Below are 18,033 nucleotides of genomic sequence, written 5' to 3' on the forward strand. Positions count from 1 at the left end.
ACCGCCCTACAGGCCCAACAGTTTCTTCTTCTGCGCGTCAAATTCGGCGTCTGTTAGAACGCCGTCATCGCGGAGCTTGGCGAGCTTAGCCAATTCGTCGGCTACCGACGGTGCTGCCACCTCTTTAGCCGCCGCCGGGGTTGTATCTGGCGCTGGCTTAGCAACCTCGGTCCAGTCAGGACGGAACGCCCGTGCAACAGTCACTTTCATTGGCTTACCGTCGCGCATCAGTTCCACAACGTAAGTGGGGGTCTGCGCGGCCTTGGCGGTGGCGTCCAAATAATCGTCGTATTGCTTGAACTTCTTCCCGGCCACTGAGAACACGATATCGTTCGGCTTTATGCCGGCCACTTCCGCAGGGCTTCCCGGATCAACATCGGTAACTCTCAGCGCCGCATTTTTCCCCATCGGGTAATCGTCTGATTTGAATCCCATCATGACGTGGTTCGGAAACCTTGTCCCGACGGGGAATGTTCCGCCGGCGGCGCTCATGAACGAGAAAATACCGTTCTGAAACTCGGGTCCGGAAAAATCGGTGCGCTTCATCTGTCCGAAGGCCATCTGCAATTCCATCCATCCCGATGCCTGCACTCGGGACACGCCGCTGATCTCCGCGACATTGAAACGGAAGAAGCGACGCGGTGGAGTGGAGTAGCTGTTGCCCATGAGCATCTGCCCCAACACCGACTGCCCCATGTTCAGGGGGGCCTCGCAGACAAGTTCTGTGGCGGTCGAAGATATGACCGTCCAGCGGGCGTCGATGCACTTGTTTGATAGCTTTCCGACAACTTCAGCGGCGTGATCAGAAAATAGCATCTCCGCGGCGCCGGAAGGCGTCACAGCCATGAATTCGTCCGCCAACGCCGGCGCCGACGCATGCGCCAAAGCTACGACAAAAAGTAGCCGCCCAAATTTCATATCCTATATCCCCCAAAATTCCGCACAGGCTTTTGCCCGCATATCTCAAACTCACCGCGTGGAATACGACAACCATTTCTCAAGATTGTTGATGCATCGACCAGATACACCAACGGGAGAGAGCTTGATCATGTCGTCTGAATTCCTCGCCGAACAAGCGAAAAAATTCTCCCGCCTTCATAGTCTAGATGACGAAGGTTGTGCCCGAGATCGTAAAGAAGGTGCGGCGATCTTCCTGCGGCTGAACGATCGAGAGCGTTTGGAACTTGTCGCTTCAATGATCGAAGCCTGGGCATGCGATCTGCCCTTGAACAGGCCCATGATCAGCGGTGCGCTGCGCCATGCTTGGGACAGCGAGCCTTACATAGGCGTCGGCCGACGTGGATCTTATGTTAGCGCTGTTGCACGTTCTCCGGGCGGGGAAGAATGGACGATGCAGGAGTTCGTAGAAGACTGGGGTCCGGATCTGATGACGCCGGACGAAAATGATCAGCTCAACGCGATGGAGTTTCCGCTAACCGTCTATCGCGGCGGCGTAGGTAAATTCGAGGAGCTCGCGGACGGAGTAAGTTGGACCTCAAGCTTCGAGATTGCGTCATTCTATGCAAACACCTGGCCCGAATCATGGGGAAATATGGGGCAGCCATTGATCTTGTCGATGACAATCGAGCTGGAAGACGTCGCTGCATTTCTAAACGACCGAAAGGAAGAAGAGTTGCTCATTCCCGAGGCGCGTTTCATGCACAAGTCGATGCGCATTGTGGGCCATGAACAGGCTTCGGTCGCAACTGCGTAATGACAGCTTGGTGGGTATTGGTTGAAGAACGCGCGTCGCCCGCATCCTTGTTATACCGTCACCAGATCGGTGAGTTTTAAAGCTACACCGGACATCGTGTCGTCTGCCGTGTCTAACTCCTTTCGCGAGGCCCCGACCGATTCAGTTTGAAGTGCCGCGACACTCCTCGACTGAATTTCGGGTCATCAAATCAACGGCAGGCGTTCCGTCGCTTTCGGTTTACGGGCGAACCATGGATCATTGGTGCGCTCCACCGTCAGCTTCGCCGCCGGATATTGCGTCACGACGTTCATTGCCTCCTTCGCGTCAGCGCGGAGCCATGTCTCGTGCGCGTCAGGGTGCAAGATCACCGGCATTCGATCGTGAATGTCCCAAAGCTCTTTGGTCGCATCGACCATTACGCCGGTATATGCGTTGCCCCATTCAACAGTGGGTCGCCAAAGTCCGGCCCATGCTGCAACCGGCTGGTCTGCAACGCTGATCCAGGTTCGGGTCATCTTACCCGCTCCCCGTGATCTTCGCGAACGACAATGCCGGGATACTGCGGATAGACGTCGGCGGGCGCATTGAAACCGTAGGTCGCAGGTGTCGCGAAAAGCGAAGCCATTTCCTGCACCGTCGATTTGTTGGTGTAGAGATTGCACATGCGAATAGACTGGCGCCAGGTCGAGGTCTGTCAACTGTTTCGATGTGGGAAGACGACGGAAGTTTCCAACCTTCCGAGTTACAGCGTGTCGCCTTCATGGTTCTGGCAGTTTGAGGTCAAACTCTGACCGCCACCATTCTCGGTTCTCGGGCGTGTTTGTTCCGCGGCTTCCCGGGCGATCCAAAGTTGGGTTGGATATTATGCTGATTGCCCGGCGCAGTCCCGACAACCACCGAAAGCACTTCTGCAGATCCTCCCATGTGATGGAATGCTTTTCGCCGTTAAGTTCCCAATGCAGTTGGGCTGGCTCCTGCCCATTTTCCGCCGAGATGCCGACCAGGCCGTGGCATAAGCCATTTCGCATATCGAGGGAGCCTTGCAGCTGACATCGCACGACCTTGGCCAACGAAGGGCACAGTGAGGTGCCTGGATGCGCCGCGATCACTGCGCTTTCCCAAGTTCGCACGACGGCTGCAATGCCGTGAGCCCGTGGCGGCAGGGAGCCATGAAAGCGAATGACTTCGTCGCGCAAAGACTTTTCCAGCCTTGACCATACCAACAGCAGCGATCCCAATGAAGCGCTGATCCTGTCATAGTTCACTTCCAAGGTAGTGCGACCTCTGCTTTCGCCATCGTCGGATCGCCATATTATCCACGCCCTAATGATTGGTAATCTGGGGAAGGCGCAACTTTACCTCTCGGCCGCTCTGTTCCTATCGGCGGCGCCGTAGTTGGCGCTTCCATTCAATGATGTCAGGCATCGGCAACTGCCGCGTATGGTCAATGTTCACCAGTTCGAGCGTTGCGAGCGTTCGCTTTCGCTTCGCAAAATAGCACTGAAGGCACCGCATGCGCTTGCGCACCTCGGGTAGCCGGTCGTTCCAGCCCTTGCGCTCGAACAGATACCAGAGCGCGTGCGGATCGAAGATGCCGACGTTCCCACACTTGCAGGACACTTGGACGGTATGATGCCTGCACGCGACGTCGAAAAGGTCGCTGATGGGGTTCACTAGTTGCCGACTCATGACTCGACAAAAGAGAACAAAAGAGGAACAATGGGCAAGAGAGATTCGAGTCGGAGTATGGAAAAATGGATACGATCGACCGCAAATATCGCGGCCTCGAGATATGGGATGTCGATGACGTTGCACCGGAGATCAGAGACGAAGCGACCGCTGCCGCGCTAGCGGTGCTCGATCTAGAAGGCGTGTCGCCTCTGCAAGCTCGCGTTGCGCAGTTCACGCTGGAAGCGATGGATGACAAGGGCGTCCTCGACCGCGCTGATCCGTCGGACTTCGGCCTCAATATGGCGCATCTAAATGCTTGCCGAGAAGCTGAAGGCGCTGCTCGCCGAGTGATTGAGCGGCTCGCGCCGAATCGCGCCGAACCCTATCTTATGCTCGGCGTTGCGGAATGGGCGCTAAGCGAATGGCAGACCCACGATACGGATCCGACCAAGTTATGACACCGGGTCACAACGGTAAGCCAGAGGCGGACCGCATCGCCGATTACCTGGAAGGCAAGGCAGAGCGGTTCAAGGATCGCGCAGGACGAACGGGCGACGTTGATTTACGCACTCGCGCCTCGACGCTGAATGCAGCCGCGTCAGACATTCGGGCGCGACTGTTTGACGACTGACATGCACCGTGTTGATCGCGATTATCTCAGCACCTGTATCTATGTAGCCATCAAAACGATGCGTGCCGGGAAGAATGGAAAAGGAAAACATCCAGTCCCCGAATTGCGGGATGACTGGAATGTGCAGAAGCTGGTAAGCGTCGTGCTGAACCAGGTGGACAACGACAGCACGTTCGTTTGTCGCGCCGGACCCGACCCCACTGACATCGCATTCGTCCCATCCTGCTCGACGAGGAAATTCGGGATCGACGAGCCGTGGCCCGATGGTATCAAGCCGCGATGATGTTCTCACTTCTGCTTGCCGCTGCCATCGTGCCCGCAGGGCAGACCTTCGATTGCACCCCAACCGCGGTGTGGGACGGCGATGGACCAATCTGGTGCGCGGAAGGTCCGCACATACGACTCTCCGGTATCGCCACTCGCGAGATGGACGGGACATGTCGTCCAGGGCATCCTTGTCCCGCTGCCGATCCCATCGCGGCACGAGATCATCTTGTCCGATTGCTCGGTGACCGTGGCGGTGTGCGCCCCACAGGTCACGTCATTGTGGTCGGGCCGGTTATGCGATGCAGGTCAGCTGGTTCGGCGGGCGGTAATCGCACGGCCGCATTTTGCACTTCGCCCCGATCGGGAGATATTTCCTGCGCAATGGTGCGAGACGGCTTTGCGGCGAAATGGGATCGTTATTGGCGAGATCATCGTTGCAACTGACATCGGGCATTTGACGCTCCGTGCCGAAGGGCGCCTCAAGGCCAAAGGCTTCAAGGCGATTTTTGCCGATCCAAAATGTGGATGCGATTTCGCTAAACTTTAAGTTTAGACGCGTCGCTCAACTTGAGCTATTCTGCATGAAGAACAAAGAATCGACCATATTTACCGGTATAATGATAAATCGAAGGAGCATTATCGCCTTTCTTTGGGCAACAATAAGGCTGTGAGTGCGGTCGGGAGCGGACCTAGTGGCGTGAATTCCGTGGTCATGAGACATAATTCGCTAACGAAGGAACACATGCTGTATGAGCGTTGCCGACGATATCAAAAAGAATGCCAAAGATACGTTCGGTTCGACTTGGACTGTGCGGAACGGCACTGTTGTCCCGAGCGCTGCAGACCTAAAACTGACGAATGATGCCGTCCGCTTCGAAACTGCTACGGTGCTCTATGCCGATCTCGATAAGTCGACGGCCTTGGTAGAGGGCCATCGGTGGGACTTCGCAGGCGAGGTTTACAAGACTTTCCTCTACGCGGCGTCGCGCCTCATCCGAAACCGTGGTGGGTCGATCGTGTCGTATGACGGAGACCGCGTTATGGGTGTCTTCATAGGCGACGCGCAGCGCAACAGTGCAGTCAACTGTGCTCTCGAGATCAACTATGCGGTGAAAAACATCATTCAGCCTAAGCTAAAAACAAATTGGAAAACCGATTATGAACTTGGTCATATCGTAGGAATCGACACATCTGAAATCCGCGCTGCAAGAACCGGTGTCCGCGGCGACAATGATTTGGTCTGGATTGGGAACGCAGCAAATTTGGCCGCCAAGCTGACAGCCCTCGATGAGGGGCACCCGACTTGGATAACAAAGAGGGTATTTGATTCTTTGCACGATAAGCAGAAGCTCGGCCCGGAGGGAGAAGGCATCTGGCGACAATGGAGCTGGACCGAGCATGATGGCCAGCCGATCTATTCATCGACCTACTGGAAGGAAATCTCGTGACGACACTCATCGACCGTTTCCGCGGAGACGCCGGACGAGAAAACCTATTTGACGCAATGATGCAGCAGGCGATCGTTTGCGGCAATCGCGAACTGGCCGCTGAGATCGCTGCGAAGGCCGAGCTTGTAGATGTCCCTGAAGGCGCTGCGATCATCACCCAAGGAGCTGATGATAACGATCTGTTCCTGATCATTGCGGGTTCATTCAAAATTATCGTCAACGGCCGTGAAGTCGCGATTAGGGGCCGAGGAGACAACGTCGGTGAAATGGTCGTGGTCGAACCAACTCAGCTTCGATCTGCAGACGTTGTCGCTGCGGAGGCCTCCTTAGTAGCCAGACTAAGCCATGCCGACACGACCGAACTCGCCTCGCGATATTCCGACATCTATCGTGTGATCGCCAGATCGCTCGCCCGACGCTTACTCGAACGAAACAAACTGGTCGGAAACCATCGCGAGAAAATCAGGGTCTTCGTCATTTCCTCCGCCGAAGCGCTGGAAGTCGCGCGGATCATTCAGAATGCAATGGCACATGATGGCTTCCTGGTGACACTCTGGACCGATGGCGTGTTCAAGGTCGCAAGCTACCCGCTGGAATCGCTTGAGAGCGCGGTAGATGAGTCCGACTTCGCCATCGCCGTTGCACACAGTGACGATATGACGCTTTTCCGTAACCAAGACTGGCCCACCCCGCGGGACAACGTCGTTTTCGAGCTCGGTCTCTTCATGGGGAGGCTTGGACGCAAGCGAGCAATTCTCATGGAGCCTCGCGAAGACAAGATTAAATTGCCGAGCGATTTAAGCGGGATCACCACGATTCCTTACACCTATGAACCGGGCAAGGACGCTGCCGCCCTTATGGCTCCTGCATGCAACATCTTGCGCGACCATATCAACGAGTGGGGCCCGTTCAACGGCTAGAACTGTATCGGCCGAAACATCCATTTCGGCATGATCTTTCGTGGAGCGACCTAGTCATGCTGCATCCGTTCTGGTAATGTTCTAATTATAATCCAGCCGCTGTCGAGCAACGATTCGCGGTCAACAGGGAGCTGCAAGCGATGGCATGGAGTGAAGACCGCGCCCGGAAAAGGATTTCCGATTTCAAGGCGAGCGTTCCAGAGGGCGACATTAAGGTCGAGGACTTCAGGTCCTTTCTGACCGAGGCTCGAGTGCAAAAGGGAGCCGCTCTGGACGCGTCCGCAAGAGCTGCATTGATCGACATCCCTCAAAACCGGGCGATCACCACCAACGCTGTTCATGTTTATGCCAACCTTATCGACTTCAATGATGTGCTGGTCGATGCGGGCCGGGAAACTGAGGCAAGTCACCGCCGCGCCCTAGAATTTCTCCACGCCCATTACCGTGGCTGCGACGAACTCATCGACGAGTTTGAAATGCAGCGAGTCGATTTTCACGGATCCCGCCTCCATGCCGTGGTCCTTGCTCCAGATGGGGCTGAAAACGAGGGCGAGCGTGTAAGGGTTGCGGTGACCTTCGCGGCGGCATTTCGCGAGATGGTGGAGCGCCTTGGCGAAGATCATCCCAACTTCCAAACCCGTGTATGTATCGGCATCGACAGTGGCCCCGCCGTTGCAATCGATTCCGGTCGAAGCGACGAACGCGAGCCGCTCTTTGTAGGCAGTCCGGCCAATCACGCGGCCAAACTTGCGGATGGCGATCAAGAGGGTCTGAATCTCAGTCCACGGGCAGCGGCTGCTATGGGACAAAATCCGAGCCCGCTCGCCAAGAGCGTGATGATCACGGAAGATGCCGAATACGGCTATCTGCGTGACAATGTCATGACCGCGAACGTGCAACGGAGCGGAAACGAGCGGCTTGAGAAAGCCTATACTGCGGTATTGGAAAGTCTCGACGCTCGAAAGAACGATGACGGCGGTGAAGCGGTATTCCGCTTCCACCACAAAGAACCGCCATTGAAAGACGTGATCTACGCCGACCATCCGCCAAGCAATGCGATACGGATGGATCTGGCTTCGATTTTTGCCGATGTCGATAACTTCACCGCCTACATCGATAACGCGATCGCGACGGGTCAGATCGCTCAGGCCGTTGCCAACCTTCATGTTATCCGCGCAGAATTGGGAGCAGTCCTCCGCGACGATTTCGGGGGGCGAAAGGTTCGCTACATTGGCGACTGCATTCATGGTCTGGTCGCGGAAGGCAACAGAGTCGAGACTGACCAGATGGCGACCATGAAAACAGCAGTCGGAGCAGCTGCTGGTTTGCGGTCGTCTTTCGACCTCTGCCGCGACATGCTGCCGGGCATTGATAACCTCGGTCTCGCAATAGGGATCGACTATGGCACCACACCCATTTGCCGGCTCGGAATGCGTGGTGAGGCAAGCGTCCGTGTCGCTGCAAGCCGGGCCACTTGTGTTTCCGAGGCAGAGCAACGGGATTGCAGCGGCATCGAAACTGCGCTGGGCGAGAGCGCATATCAGGCTTCACCCGCAAACATTCGTGAGGCTTTTTCTGTCCAGCGCAAAATCCAGAATTTGGACGCGAACACTGCCGAGATTTTGCTGGGAATGATGCCTTCGCCGTATATCAATACCGGAGCGGAGCCAGATCCCATGCGGGCTCATGAGCCCGATGCGGCACCCCCGATGCGAGCGCATGATTACAGGTGAAATCCGCTCTTCGCTATTTGGCTGATGCCGCTCCAATTTGGTTTTTCGTTGATAAGCTTAGCAGCGATGCGCTGCTAGGCTCCGCACGTGTTAGTAAGACCCCGTGGGAGAAGAATGGACTTCGCCTGCATATCTTTGGCAATCCAAAGCCGAAAGCACGCGAAGAGGTTCCAGGCACCGATCTGCCGATCCGTTGTCCCGAGCGGCATATCCAAGGCGATCAGACATTCTGTCTCGGCCTGCGTTATATCGATGTGCGCTGCGCCGAAGAAGCGCGCATAACCGGATTGTTTGGCGTGAACACGCTGATCCTCGCGATATGTGCTCTCAATGTTTCGGCAGAAGATTTGAAGCTTTGGTATGTAAGTGTGCCGGGAGCGGCCTTCATTGCCTTACTCGGCGCCTCTTACATCTTCCTGTTCAAAGCCAACTTTCCCGATGTCAGAGGAGGCGAAGGTAGTCTCGTTTACTTTGGCGAAATTCGAAAGCGAACGGAAGTTGGATATCGCGACGAAGTCATCGCGTGCAGCGATGAAAAATACCGCGATGATCTGATCGGACAAACTTGGCGAAACGCCGACATTCTGTGTGCGAAATACGAAGGCGTGAAAAAGGCGATCATCGCCACAACCATCTCTCTCGTGCCATTGTTCATTTTTCTGGCGGCCACGGCGACCATCCATGGCCGCATCCCATTTTTCAAAGGTTGATCAATCGCGATTCAATGATTGAGATACATAGGGGTTTTAAACCCTGCTCCACATCGCCTGAAAGCGGAGAGCGGCGCCACCGTGCCGACGGATCATGACGATGTCTGCCAAGATGGCGACCACTTTAATATTCCAATGCTTCGCGAAGTGTTGTAAGTTAATGCTTCTTAACTATGGAACGTAAATCCCGCACACTTGTCGGATCTACGCTTTCGTTTGAGGAGGCGGAATGGAAAAGAAAAAGGCCCGGATGGCGATGAGTGCTTTGAGCCAGGAAACGCGGCTCGCAGTGTTCATGCTGCTGATCGACGCAGGCGATGCGGGTATGCCTGCGGGCATAATTTCGGAAACGACAAAGACTTCGCCCACGGCAATGAGCGCGCATCTTGCAATATTGTCGCAGGCAGGACTGGTGAAATCCAAAAAAATCGGTCGTAGCGTGATTTATCGTGCGATACCCAAGGTTGCACATGAGCTGGCGGACTTTCTTAGAAATCTCTGCAAGTCCGATGCACGCTCCTGATAATCGGAAACTTTGATTTCTTTTAGCGTCGGGCGCGCTTCGTTTCTCTGGCGCCTCTCTGCCACCGAGCGCAACCGTGGGGGGCACGCGATGAGATTGGTTGCCGTAAAGGCGAAATACAAACTGCCTTTCCCAATATCACTTTGGGAAACAGGCACTTCATCCTAGAACAAATTGTCTGCACGCTCTGCGGAAACAGGGAATATTGCATGTCGAATAGAAACAACAGTCAGAGCGCCACGCTCGCCGCCTTTGTTCGGAGCGGCGCCAACGATGATGGGTGTGGCGTTTGGTCCTCTCAAAACGGTGCGAGCATGTGCGGCGTTGGACAAGAATCGGAGGATTCCAAGTGAACGTCTTCGATCTGGATAAGGAGGTCATCGCAACCTACGAATCATTTTCTCGGTCGTTTGCGAATATCCGCGCTCCGGACCTGCTCACGCAGGTGTCGAAAATTTACGAAGATGGGGTTTTCTGGCCCGAGCCCTTGCTCGGGATCAACCCGCGATACCTATCAGGACCCAAGGTGACTGATCTCGTTGCAAGCGGCGATCTCGACCCCGCGCTTGCTAGCATATTTGCCAAGGGTACATGTCAGCGATTGGCAAAGCGCTATGCCACTCCCGGCTGTGGGGCGCGGACGGTCCGAAGCGAAAGCATTATGCCGACTTCATCTCGACGTTGATCAAGGCCGCCGAAGCCCACGAGATCCTGCGCAAGATCCCGATTGGCGGCGGTGATGCCTGGCGTCTCTCTCCGGCAGCCCTTCGGCTCCACGTCGCCATGCCATCGTCAGAGGATGCGAAAGCCAATGCCTTCTTTCGTGATCTCTACACTTCGGTAGCCACATCGCTCGGCGAGCCGGGTGCGCTCACGTTCTCATTTGAGGCGCGAGAGCACACGGCGCAGGTCGAAAATGACGTCAGGCAGTGGCGCGAAGACCGCTTCCGCTTCGAGGAGGCCGATCGCCAGCGCATTTTGTCCAACAAGGAACTGATGAAGGACAAGGAAGAACCGGACAGCTTCCTGCCGATGATGTTCTGCTCGCCAACCATGGAGCTCGGCGTCGACATTAGCGCGCTCAGCACAGTCTATCTGCGCAACGCGCCCCCTACGCCAGCCAACTACGCGCAGCGCGCAGGCCGTGCGGGGAGAAGCGGCCAGGCAGCGCTCGTCGTAACCTACTGCGCAGCGCAGTCGCCGCACGATCAGTATTATTTCAACGACCGCAAGCAGCTTGTGGCGGGGCAGGTTAAGCCCCCTGCGCTCGATCTCGCGAACCGAGACCTCCTCGCCAGTCACATCCATGCCGAATGGCTGGCAACCGCACGTGTGCCACTAGCTGCATCGATCCCGCAGAACCTTGATATGGACAACACGGATGGTTTTCCGGTCGCGGAAGAGCATCTGCGCGCCTTCGAGCGGGCCAAGCAGAACACTCAGCTGCCACTCGATCTCAAGGCCATCATCGACACGGTTACGCCCTATGTCGAGCTCGAGGCATTCCCGGATCTGGCCGATCCGGAAACACTGATCGAGAGCGTGATCGCTGCAGCAAGCGGTGACTTCGATACGACCTTCGAGAGATGGCGGGATCTGTATCGCGGAGCGCTGCGCGAGCAGGGGGATGCCGATCAGGTTCGTAACAAGACCAATGTCGCCCCCGGCGAGCGCAAGGCTGCGGCCAATCGTTATAAATTGGCAGCTGACGAGCTCGAGATGTTAGTGCACGGACGAGCAACTAACGGATCGGACTTTTACACCTATCGCTACCTGGCGACCGAGGGTTTCCTTCCTGGATACAATTTCCCGCGGCTGCCTCTTTACGCCTTCATCCCAGCGATGCGCGGCACGGCGGTGCTGCAGCGGCCGCGTTTCCTCGCTATCTCGGAATTTGGACCTAATAGCCTCGTCTACCACGAGGGGCGCGCGTTTCGCATTACCAAGGCCAAACTGCCGGCCGGTCGCCGCAGCGATGACGGCAATCTCGCGACAGAGACGCTGCTTCTATGCGGACAATGCGGCGCGGCGGAAACTTCGGCAGTCGCCGAGCGCTGCCAAGCGTGCGGGAGTTCGCTCGGCGAGGCTGAGCGGCTTGACTCTGTCTTTCGTATCGAGAACGTCGAAACCTATCCAACCGCTCGCATCACCGCCAACGATGAGGATCGCCAGAGGCGCGGTTTCGAGATCCAGACCGTGTTCGCATGGACGGGTGATCCGGGTGATGTCCAGACCATACGACTGAAGCATGGTGGGGCGTCGCTCGCTGCTTTGTCATTCGGCCGGCGCGCCAAAATCACCCGTCTCAACAAGGGGCTGAAGCGCCGAGCTGAAAAGGCAATCTGCGGCTTTGTCATCGACCCACTCACGGGCCGCTGGCTGGCAGACAAGAACAACGATGACGGAACGGGGGCCGAGCCAGGCAAGTCGCGTCAGCAGCGCATCGTGCCGGTTGTCGAGGACCACAAAAACTCTCTCCTGCTGATTCCCGACCCTTCATTCGGATTTAATCTGCCTGAGATGGCGACGCTCCAGCATGCTCTTGTGCGCGCTATTGAGATCAGCGAGTCGCTCGAGGAGGGAGAGATGCTCGGCGAACCTATGCCCAACAGAGACGATCGCAGGGCATTGCTTCTCTACGAAGCGACCGAAGGTGGTGCCGGCGTTCTCAGCCGTCTGATGAACACTCCCGGCCGCTGGCAATCGCTGGCCCGCAGCGCGCTTGAACTCATGCACTACACGTTCGACGATAAGGGCGAATTTGTAGATGGAAACAATCCCTGCGTCGAGGCCTGCTATCGGTGTCTGATGTCCTACTATAACCAGCCGGATCACGAGAACCTCGACAGGACCAACCGGAAGGTTATCGATTTCCTCCTAGCCATGGCTGCCTCGGATACCGTGAAGGCCAACCGCGCATCTCCACCTCGTGACGGTGGAAGCGGGCCATGGATCAGCCGGATAAACGACTGGGAATTGCCTGCCCCATCGGCAACTACCGTCGATGGCCACAAGCACGACCTGTATTGGCCTGGCCAGCTTCTGCTGGCCGTGCCAGGTGGCGCTTCGGAAAACCTGATCGCGTCGTGCACCGCGCGCGGTATCGACGTGCTTGATCTTCCGGCAGACCCGCCGGCAACCATCCCTGCCAACCTCGCGCAATATTTCGGAAAGTGACAATGGAAGCAATCGACTACCGGCCAGGAACTCTGGTCACTGCGCGAGGACGTGAATGGGTGGTCCTTCCGTCCCAAATGCCCTCAATCATGCGCCTGCGCCCTTTGTCCGGCGCTGAAGCGGACGTCATTTCGCTGGTTCCTGCGCTCGAGCGATCGCCGGTAAGAGCATCGACATTCGCGCCGCCGCGCGCTGATGCCATCGATAACCAGGACGGTGCCCGACTGCTCGCAGATGCGTTGCGCCTTGCCATGCGCCGCGGTGCCGGTCCGTTCAGAAGTGCTGCCCAGCTGGGCGTCGAGCCGCGCGCCTATCAGCTTGTGCCGCTTCTCATGGCACTGAAGCTCGAGGTGAAGCGCCTGCTGATCGCGGATGACGTTGGCATTGGTAAAACGATCGAAGCCGGCATGATCGTGCGAGAGATGTTCGACCGCGGGCAGATCGATCGTTTCGCCGTGATTTGTCCGCCCCACCTCGTATCGCAATGGCGCGAGGAACTCGCGACCAAGTTCGATCTTGATGCAGTCGAGGTCACCGCATCCAATGCTCGATCCCTTGAGCGGGGCCTTCCAGCCTCGCAGAGCCTTTTTGAAGCCTACCCCTATACTATCGTCAGCCTTGACTACATCAAGGCCGACAACCGGAGGGACGAGTTCGCGCGCGCTTGCCCCGGAATGGTAATCGTGGACGAGGCGCACAGTTGCGTCGGTGGCGACCAGGGCAAAAGCAAGCACCAGCGCTATGAATTGCTCCAAAGTCTCGCAGCCGACGAAGAAAGGCACATGCTGTTCCTGACAGCGACGCCCCACTCGGGTGATGAGGACGCATACGACCGACTGCTCGGCCTCATCCATCCCGACTTCGCACTGGGTCCAGAACCGTTTACATGGGACGAAGGTCGTCGCGCCGATTTGCGTGCCGAAATTGATGCTTGGTATGCGCTGGCTTACGGGCTGGATCGCGAAGAACTGCGCTACGTCCTTGATCCAAAGGACGTCATGGGCGCCGACTATCCCAGTGAGACTTTTCGCGTGCTGCAGAAGAACGAGATCGCCAAGTATGGCGAATACCGCACTCAGCGGCTCGTCCTCGCCGCCTATGACGAACTGATGCGTCAGGGCATGCGCCCCCGCACGGAAGGGTATCGACAACAGTGACCGCGTCGACCGCCCTCCGTGCGACCAGCATTCCGTTCGCCGTCAGCAGTGAACTGCAAGGCGCTGCCAATGGGCAAGGCTACCGTGTGGCCATGGGCGAATCCAACGGTTGGCAGTTCTGGCAATCGGCCAGCGCCCCCGGTGAAATCGCTCTTGCGAGCGCAGGTAGCGAAGGACCGTGGTTCCTCTCCGTCCAGCACAGCGGCGTCGCGAGGGAGTTGAATGCGGAAAAGGCGGATCCATGCGCTCGCGGCCACGTTGCCGCCTTCGCGTTTCCCAGCCGCGATGACCTCTACGAAGGCGTGCGGCGAGCCTACGAACTCGCCCTATCGCTCCCCACGCTACCGCTTGAGCGTTTCAAGGACGAGCTCGCCAAAATTGGCGCCACCGAGCGGGACGCCCTGATCCGCCAGCGCGTGGGCCAGGACATCTTCCGCGACGCTCTGATGACCTACTGGCGCGGCACCTGCCCGATGACCGGCATCACCGACCCCGAACTTCTGCGCGCATCGCACATCATCCGCTGGGCCGACTGCCCGAATGATGAGGAGCGCCTGAACGTCCATAACGGCCTGCTGCTTTCCTCGCTGTGGGACGCAGCCTTTGACGCCGGCCTGATTACCTTCGACGAAAGCGGCCGCGTCCTCGCCGCCCGCGAGCTCAGCCGCGCCGCCCGCGCCGGACTGCGCATCGAGGAAGCGAGCCCGTTGGTGCTGGTCGATGCCACGCAGGAGCGCCTAATCTGGCATAGGCGGAACCTGTTCCGGGGGAAAATGGTAGCATGACGTGATCGAATGGCTCGCTCTTGGTGCGCTGGCAACCATTGGCAGCATGTTCGGCTCCGGCGAAAAACGTCTCTCATCTATCCGGATAGGCGGTGCAGTCCAGATTGTTATGGCCTCTGGACCAGGTAAAGGCAAAAGGCCACGTAGACGGATGCGAAGGCTTTCCGAATTACCAGATAACGGCGACGCTTCTCCTGCCCGTTTCCTGACCACTGAGAACGTCACAGCGAGAAATTACGCACTACGCAATTCATAGCCATCTGACGGAACCCGCTTATTCGGCTCCCATCCGCTGAAGGCAATTTCGCCTGATTTCCTGAGGGCAGCAGCCATGGACCCAGCGTCCTTTTTCCGGATCGCATGGTCGGCGAGAAGCCTTGGCCAGACTTTGCCCCACTGGATACCGGCTTCAGCGGAGGCAATATCCATCAGGGAAATTCTTGCTGCCGCCCGTTGTTCGTCGAGGAATTGGCGATGGGACACCGGCGCGGTTTCCCAGCTACTGTCGAATAGCGAGCCTTGGCCGGCCGTCTCCCGCTTTTGAAGCGACCGCTGTCCCGAAATCATCGACTGCGCTTCCAACGCCTTGATCTGACAGTCCCGAAAGACGGCGATGCCCGGCGGTTCACGCGTGCCATACACTAGGAAGTAGAAAGTGCGGTTGGTGCCAGGGTAGCGGATGTCGACATCAGCGACATATTTATAGCCGCCCACCGATTTCACCGCCTCTTTGAAGCATGCAAGGAAGGCAGCCTTACGCTCGGTCGGCCCCGCGGCGTCAGCGGATGCGATGCGTGGCCTCCAATCGATACCGGGGAGAAGACGGTCGTAGGTGTCACCCAAGCTTTCAAGCGTCGTGAACCTGTTGGCGAAGTCAAACATGAAATTGAACACGACCTCGCTCTGGGGCCGGGCCAGCAACGGGCGAAGCTCTTCGAGGTCGAGTTTGAAGCCCTTGGGATCTATGAGCGAAAACGTGAACGCCCGACTTGGAATGCGCGCCGCGATAGTTGGGGCCACATTGAGGAAATCGCCGCGGTGCGGGTGGACAGTGACTTGAGGGAAAAGGGTTCCAATCGTTTCAAGTTCAGCAAATGGCTGTGTCTGCTTCTCGACCAAATGAGCCGTCATCCTGACGTTGCGCCGATGCTGGGGCATATCCAGCCAAGATTGACGAGCATCAGTCATGCTCTGCAGCGCGATGCCGAACGAAGTATCGGTGTAAGCCTCGCCTCCGCTCTTCCACGGGCCGGAATAGCCATCAACATAGACGACCTCGTCGTAGGCGCTGGCGATCTTATGAACCAAGCGCTCGAGATAGTTGCGCAGGAAATGATGTTTGACGAAGGCCTGCTCGCGACCGACATAGTGCGGCGGGACCTCGATATCGATCATGCCGCCACCAGGCTCGGCATCTCGTTCCATTCCCTGCCATCGAGCTCGCGCCCTCCGGTCTTCGGTCTGATGCCGCCCCATTGCTTGAAGAAGAAGGCGACATCCTGCTCTTCGCACTGTCGCCGAACCGCCCGAACCCACTCAGGATTCATCGGTCGCGCGCCAGGCCCGCTCTCGCCGCCGACGATTACCCAATGAATGCCCGAAAGGTCCATTCTGCCGACAGGCGCGATCAGCGGTTCTATCGATAGAAAGCGAACGGATGCAGGCGCCTGGCGAATTTGCGCGATCCGCGATTTAGCCTTCGCATCCTCCACGGAGGTGCCGAGCCAAATGTGCTCGGGCGCCAGCCGTTCCCCGTAACGAGCCTTCAGATAATCCCGCATCAACGAACTACGCTTCGTTAGGACCTGGAACGTGTGCCAGTCGGCTCTTTCCATCGTGTCGAAGACCTTGTCGATAAAGGCACGGGGCACTTGCTTATGAAATAGGTCGCTCATCGAATTCACGAAGATCATACGCGGCCGACGCCACGCCAACGGCTGAGCAATTCGTTCTGGCCTTATGGTAAGGTCAAATCCTGCTTCGAACGGATGATTGGGGACTCCTCGGAACCTCTCCGAGAAGCGCTTGGCATAACAATTGTCGCACCCAGCAGAGATCTGCGTGCAACCTGTCACTGGGTTCCACGTCGCATCCGTCCATTCGATGGCACTGCCGTCCGCCATAGCACTCCCTCAGAACACATGAAGAACGATGCCACAGTAGGAATCGGCTTGCAACGAACACCATGCGGGATCGCCCCAATATCTGACAGCATTCTGTGCCGGTTGGGTCACTACATGGATATTTGGTGGCCCGATCTAGTGCTCTGCCTCCGTCCGCCATGCAGCTGGCGCATGGTCAAACACCCACAGGTGCCAACTGCACTTGCCGCATCGGCGCAATCTGGACGGCGATCGTCGGCGTCAGTGCATTGACCGCGAAGACGTTTCGCAAAATTCGAATAAATCCAAAAAAGGACATGAAAAAATGAATACACCCGACTTCTCGGGGATCGACCCGCTGCGCGTTCCTGAAGCTCGCCGCCGTGTTGCTGCTCTGAACGAATACCTGAGCCTTCCCAACCCGTCGTCAAATGATACCTTGCGTATCGCGGCTTCGATCGGTCTCAGCCGAAGCCAGTTTTGTCGCTTAGCGCGAGTATGGCGGGACCATCAGGACGCCAGCCTGCTGGTCGTAGGGAAGCGCGGTCCGGCTAACCGAAAGTATAATGTCGATCAGCGCGCCGTCTCGATTGCCCAAGAACTGCTGGCCGAGGCTGGTCCGACTGCAAGTCTTGCGCTGATTGCTCCCCAAATCGAAAAGCGATGCGCTGAAGCAGGTATCTCACCGCCAGCTCGATCGACAATCAATAACTACATAAAGGCCGCTCGAGCTGGAACAGCGGCGCCAGCGGCGGGGCCTCCTCGCATCGTGGTTGGTCGTATGTGGTTTCATATTCCAATTCGCCTTGTCATGGCGCACGAGATCGTTGCCGATCGCTTTCACCGGGATAACCTCGAACTCTTCGCAGCACGCCGGTTCGTGAACATTCGGCCAGAGCACATGCGCCGCTTCGAGGCATTTGGCATTCAGAATGGCCCAAGCACAACATATGGCGAGCTTGCCCGGGTCATCGATCCGCAATGTCCCACCCGGGGCGCCGCCATAATCCAGGGACTCACGGTCCTGCGCCGGGTCGAAATAGACCTGCGCCCATTACTCACAAACCGAACACCGCTCTGCATCCATTGATCGGATTCACTGTGTGACTTGATCCCGATGCCACCCGTGGGTGGCGACCCTCAGAAATCGTGGCGTCATTTGGCGTCCCGTTCCGGGTTTGCAGGCTCGGTTCATTCGAGATCGTGCCTGCGG

General features: G+C 57.3%; 22 protein-coding genes. 15 read left to right on the forward strand and 7 right to left on the reverse strand.

The window, feature by feature from the left end:
• Positions 1-6: 6 nt before the first annotated feature.
• Positions 7-861: a PDZ domain-containing protein gene (locus EBMC1_RS14810; RefSeq protein WP_231292941.1), complete on the reverse strand. Its 855-nt coding sequence runs from the start codon at positions 859-861 to the stop codon at positions 7-9.
• On the opposite strand from EBMC1_RS14810, the gene EBMC1_RS18695 reads away from it, so the two are divergent.
• Entirely contained in the window at positions 845-1,714 is an 870-nt protein-coding gene (locus EBMC1_RS18695; protein ID WP_196795436.1) for a hypothetical protein, read from the forward strand. The two genes, EBMC1_RS14810 and EBMC1_RS18695, sit on opposite strands and share 17 nt — an antisense overlap.
• Before the next feature lie 185 nt (positions 1,715-1,899).
• Here the strand turns inward: EBMC1_RS18695 and EBMC1_RS14820 are convergent, their stop codons facing one another.
• The 4 genes from EBMC1_RS14820 to EBMC1_RS14825 all read right to left on the reverse strand — a co-directional run bounded on the left by EBMC1_RS14820 (position 1,900) and on the right by EBMC1_RS14825 (position 3,370).
• Entirely contained in the window at positions 1,900-2,211 is a 312-nt protein-coding gene (locus tag EBMC1_RS14820) for an SOS response-associated peptidase family protein (protein ID WP_081611215.1), read from the reverse strand.
• Positions 2,208-2,360 (reverse strand): hypothetical protein, encoded by a 153-nt coding sequence (locus EBMC1_RS18490; RefSeq protein ID WP_003049564.1) that lies wholly within the window; start codon positions 2,358-2,360, stop codon positions 2,208-2,210. The genes EBMC1_RS14820 and EBMC1_RS18490 overlap by 4 nt, the downstream gene beginning before the upstream one ends.
• 94 nt (positions 2,361-2,454) lie before the next feature.
• A complete protein-coding gene (locus tag EBMC1_RS18495) occupies positions 2,455-2,934 on the reverse strand; it encodes a hypothetical protein (protein ID WP_156001339.1) in 480 nt (159 codons plus the stop codon).
• A gap of 139 nt (positions 2,935-3,073) precedes the next feature.
• Positions 3,074-3,370 carry a hypothetical protein gene (locus EBMC1_RS14825; RefSeq protein WP_003049567.1) on the reverse strand — a complete coding sequence of 99 codons (297 nt, stop codon included), beginning with the start codon at positions 3,368-3,370 and terminating at the stop codon, positions 3,074-3,076.
• Positions 3,371-3,450: 80 nt separating this feature from the next.
• On the opposite strand from EBMC1_RS14825, the gene EBMC1_RS14830 reads away from it, so the two are divergent.
• The 12 genes from EBMC1_RS14830 to EBMC1_RS14885 all read left to right on the forward strand — a co-directional run bounded on the left by EBMC1_RS14830 (position 3,451) and on the right by EBMC1_RS14885 (position 14,718).
• Complete coding sequence (locus EBMC1_RS14830; RefSeq protein ID WP_003049577.1) at positions 3,451-3,825, forward strand: hypothetical protein; 375 nt, start codon at positions 3,451-3,453, stop codon at positions 3,823-3,825.
• Positions 3,822-3,998: a hypothetical protein gene (locus tag EBMC1_RS18500; protein WP_156001342.1), complete on the forward strand. Its 177-nt coding sequence runs from the start codon at positions 3,822-3,824 to the stop codon at positions 3,996-3,998. Before EBMC1_RS14830 ends, EBMC1_RS18500 begins: the two co-directional genes overlap by 4 nt.
• Position 3,999: 1 nt before the next feature.
• A complete protein-coding gene (locus EBMC1_RS18505; protein WP_040590502.1) occupies positions 4,000-4,281 on the forward strand; it encodes a hypothetical protein in 282 nt (93 codons plus the stop codon).
• Entirely contained in the window at positions 4,278-4,709 is a 432-nt protein-coding gene (locus EBMC1_RS18195) for a hypothetical protein (protein WP_081611220.1), read from the forward strand. Before EBMC1_RS18505 ends, EBMC1_RS18195 begins: the two co-directional genes overlap by 4 nt.
• 305 nt (positions 4,710-5,014) lie before the next feature.
• The gene (locus tag EBMC1_RS14845) at positions 5,015-5,713 is read left to right on the forward strand and encodes an adenylate/guanylate cyclase domain-containing protein (RefSeq protein WP_003049580.1); all 699 of its coding nucleotides are present in this window, start codon (positions 5,015-5,017) and stop codon (positions 5,711-5,713) included.
• Positions 5,710-6,633 carry a TIR domain-containing protein gene (locus tag EBMC1_RS14850; protein ID WP_003049582.1) on the forward strand — a complete coding sequence of 308 codons (924 nt, stop codon included), beginning with the start codon at positions 5,710-5,712 and terminating at the stop codon, positions 6,631-6,633. Before EBMC1_RS14845 ends, EBMC1_RS14850 begins: the two co-directional genes overlap by 4 nt.
• Before the next feature lie 140 nt (positions 6,634-6,773).
• Entirely contained in the window at positions 6,774-8,366 is a 1,593-nt protein-coding gene (locus EBMC1_RS18510) for an adenylate/guanylate cyclase domain-containing protein (RefSeq protein ID WP_156001348.1), read from the forward strand.
• Entirely contained in the window at positions 8,363-9,076 is a 714-nt protein-coding gene (locus EBMC1_RS18515) for a Pycsar system effector family protein (protein ID WP_156001351.1), read from the forward strand. Before EBMC1_RS18510 ends, EBMC1_RS18515 begins: the two co-directional genes overlap by 4 nt.
• Before the next feature lie 229 nt (positions 9,077-9,305).
• Positions 9,306-9,599, forward strand: coding sequence for an ArsR/SmtB family transcription factor (locus EBMC1_RS14865; protein ID WP_003049595.1), 294 nt, complete (start codon positions 9,306-9,308; stop codon positions 9,597-9,599).
• Positions 9,600-10,190: 591 nt separating this feature from the next.
• Positions 10,191-12,776 (forward strand): Zn-binding domain-containing protein, encoded by a 2,586-nt coding sequence (locus tag EBMC1_RS14870; RefSeq protein ID WP_003049597.1) that lies wholly within the window; start codon positions 10,191-10,193, stop codon positions 12,774-12,776.
• Positions 12,777-13,000: 224 nt separating this feature from the next.
• Positions 13,001-13,933, forward strand: a complete 933-nt coding sequence (locus tag EBMC1_RS18200; RefSeq protein ID WP_231292942.1) for a DEAD/DEAH box helicase — start codon at positions 13,001-13,003, stop codon at positions 13,931-13,933.
• The gene (locus EBMC1_RS14885) at positions 13,930-14,718 is read left to right on the forward strand and encodes an HNH endonuclease (protein ID WP_003049606.1); all 789 of its coding nucleotides are present in this window, start codon (positions 13,930-13,932) and stop codon (positions 14,716-14,718) included. The genes EBMC1_RS18200 and EBMC1_RS14885 overlap by 4 nt, the downstream gene beginning before the upstream one ends.
• Before the next feature lie 234 nt (positions 14,719-14,952).
• On the opposite strand, the gene tcmP is transcribed toward EBMC1_RS14885, so the two are convergent.
• Both tcmP and EBMC1_RS14895 read right to left on the reverse strand, forming a co-directional pair.
• Positions 14,953-16,113 carry a three-Cys-motif partner protein TcmP gene (gene tcmP / locus EBMC1_RS14890; protein ID WP_003049609.1) on the reverse strand — a complete coding sequence of 387 codons (1,161 nt, stop codon included), beginning with the start codon at positions 16,111-16,113 and terminating at the stop codon, positions 14,953-14,955.
• Positions 16,110-16,841, reverse strand: coding sequence for a DUF5131 family protein (locus EBMC1_RS14895; protein WP_040590509.1), 732 nt, complete (start codon positions 16,839-16,841; stop codon positions 16,110-16,112). Before EBMC1_RS14895 ends, tcmP begins: the two co-directional genes overlap by 4 nt.
• Positions 16,842-16,999: 158 nt before the next feature.
• Here EBMC1_RS14895 and EBMC1_RS18520 point away from each other — a divergent pair, with 158 nt between their 5' ends.
• A complete protein-coding gene (locus tag EBMC1_RS18520) occupies positions 17,000-17,149 on the forward strand; it encodes a hypothetical protein (RefSeq protein ID WP_156001357.1) in 150 nt (49 codons plus the stop codon).
• Positions 17,146-17,910: a hypothetical protein gene (locus EBMC1_RS18525; RefSeq protein WP_156001360.1), complete on the forward strand. Its 765-nt coding sequence runs from the start codon at positions 17,146-17,148 to the stop codon at positions 17,908-17,910. The genes EBMC1_RS18520 and EBMC1_RS18525 overlap by 4 nt, the downstream gene beginning before the upstream one ends.
• Positions 17,911-18,033: the final 123 nt, after the last annotated feature.

The sequence above is a fragment of the Sphingopyxis sp. MC1 genome (genome assembly GCF_000371385.1).
GTDB classification, from domain to species: Bacteria; Pseudomonadota; Alphaproteobacteria; order Sphingomonadales; family Sphingomonadaceae; genus Sphingopyxis; species Sphingopyxis terrae.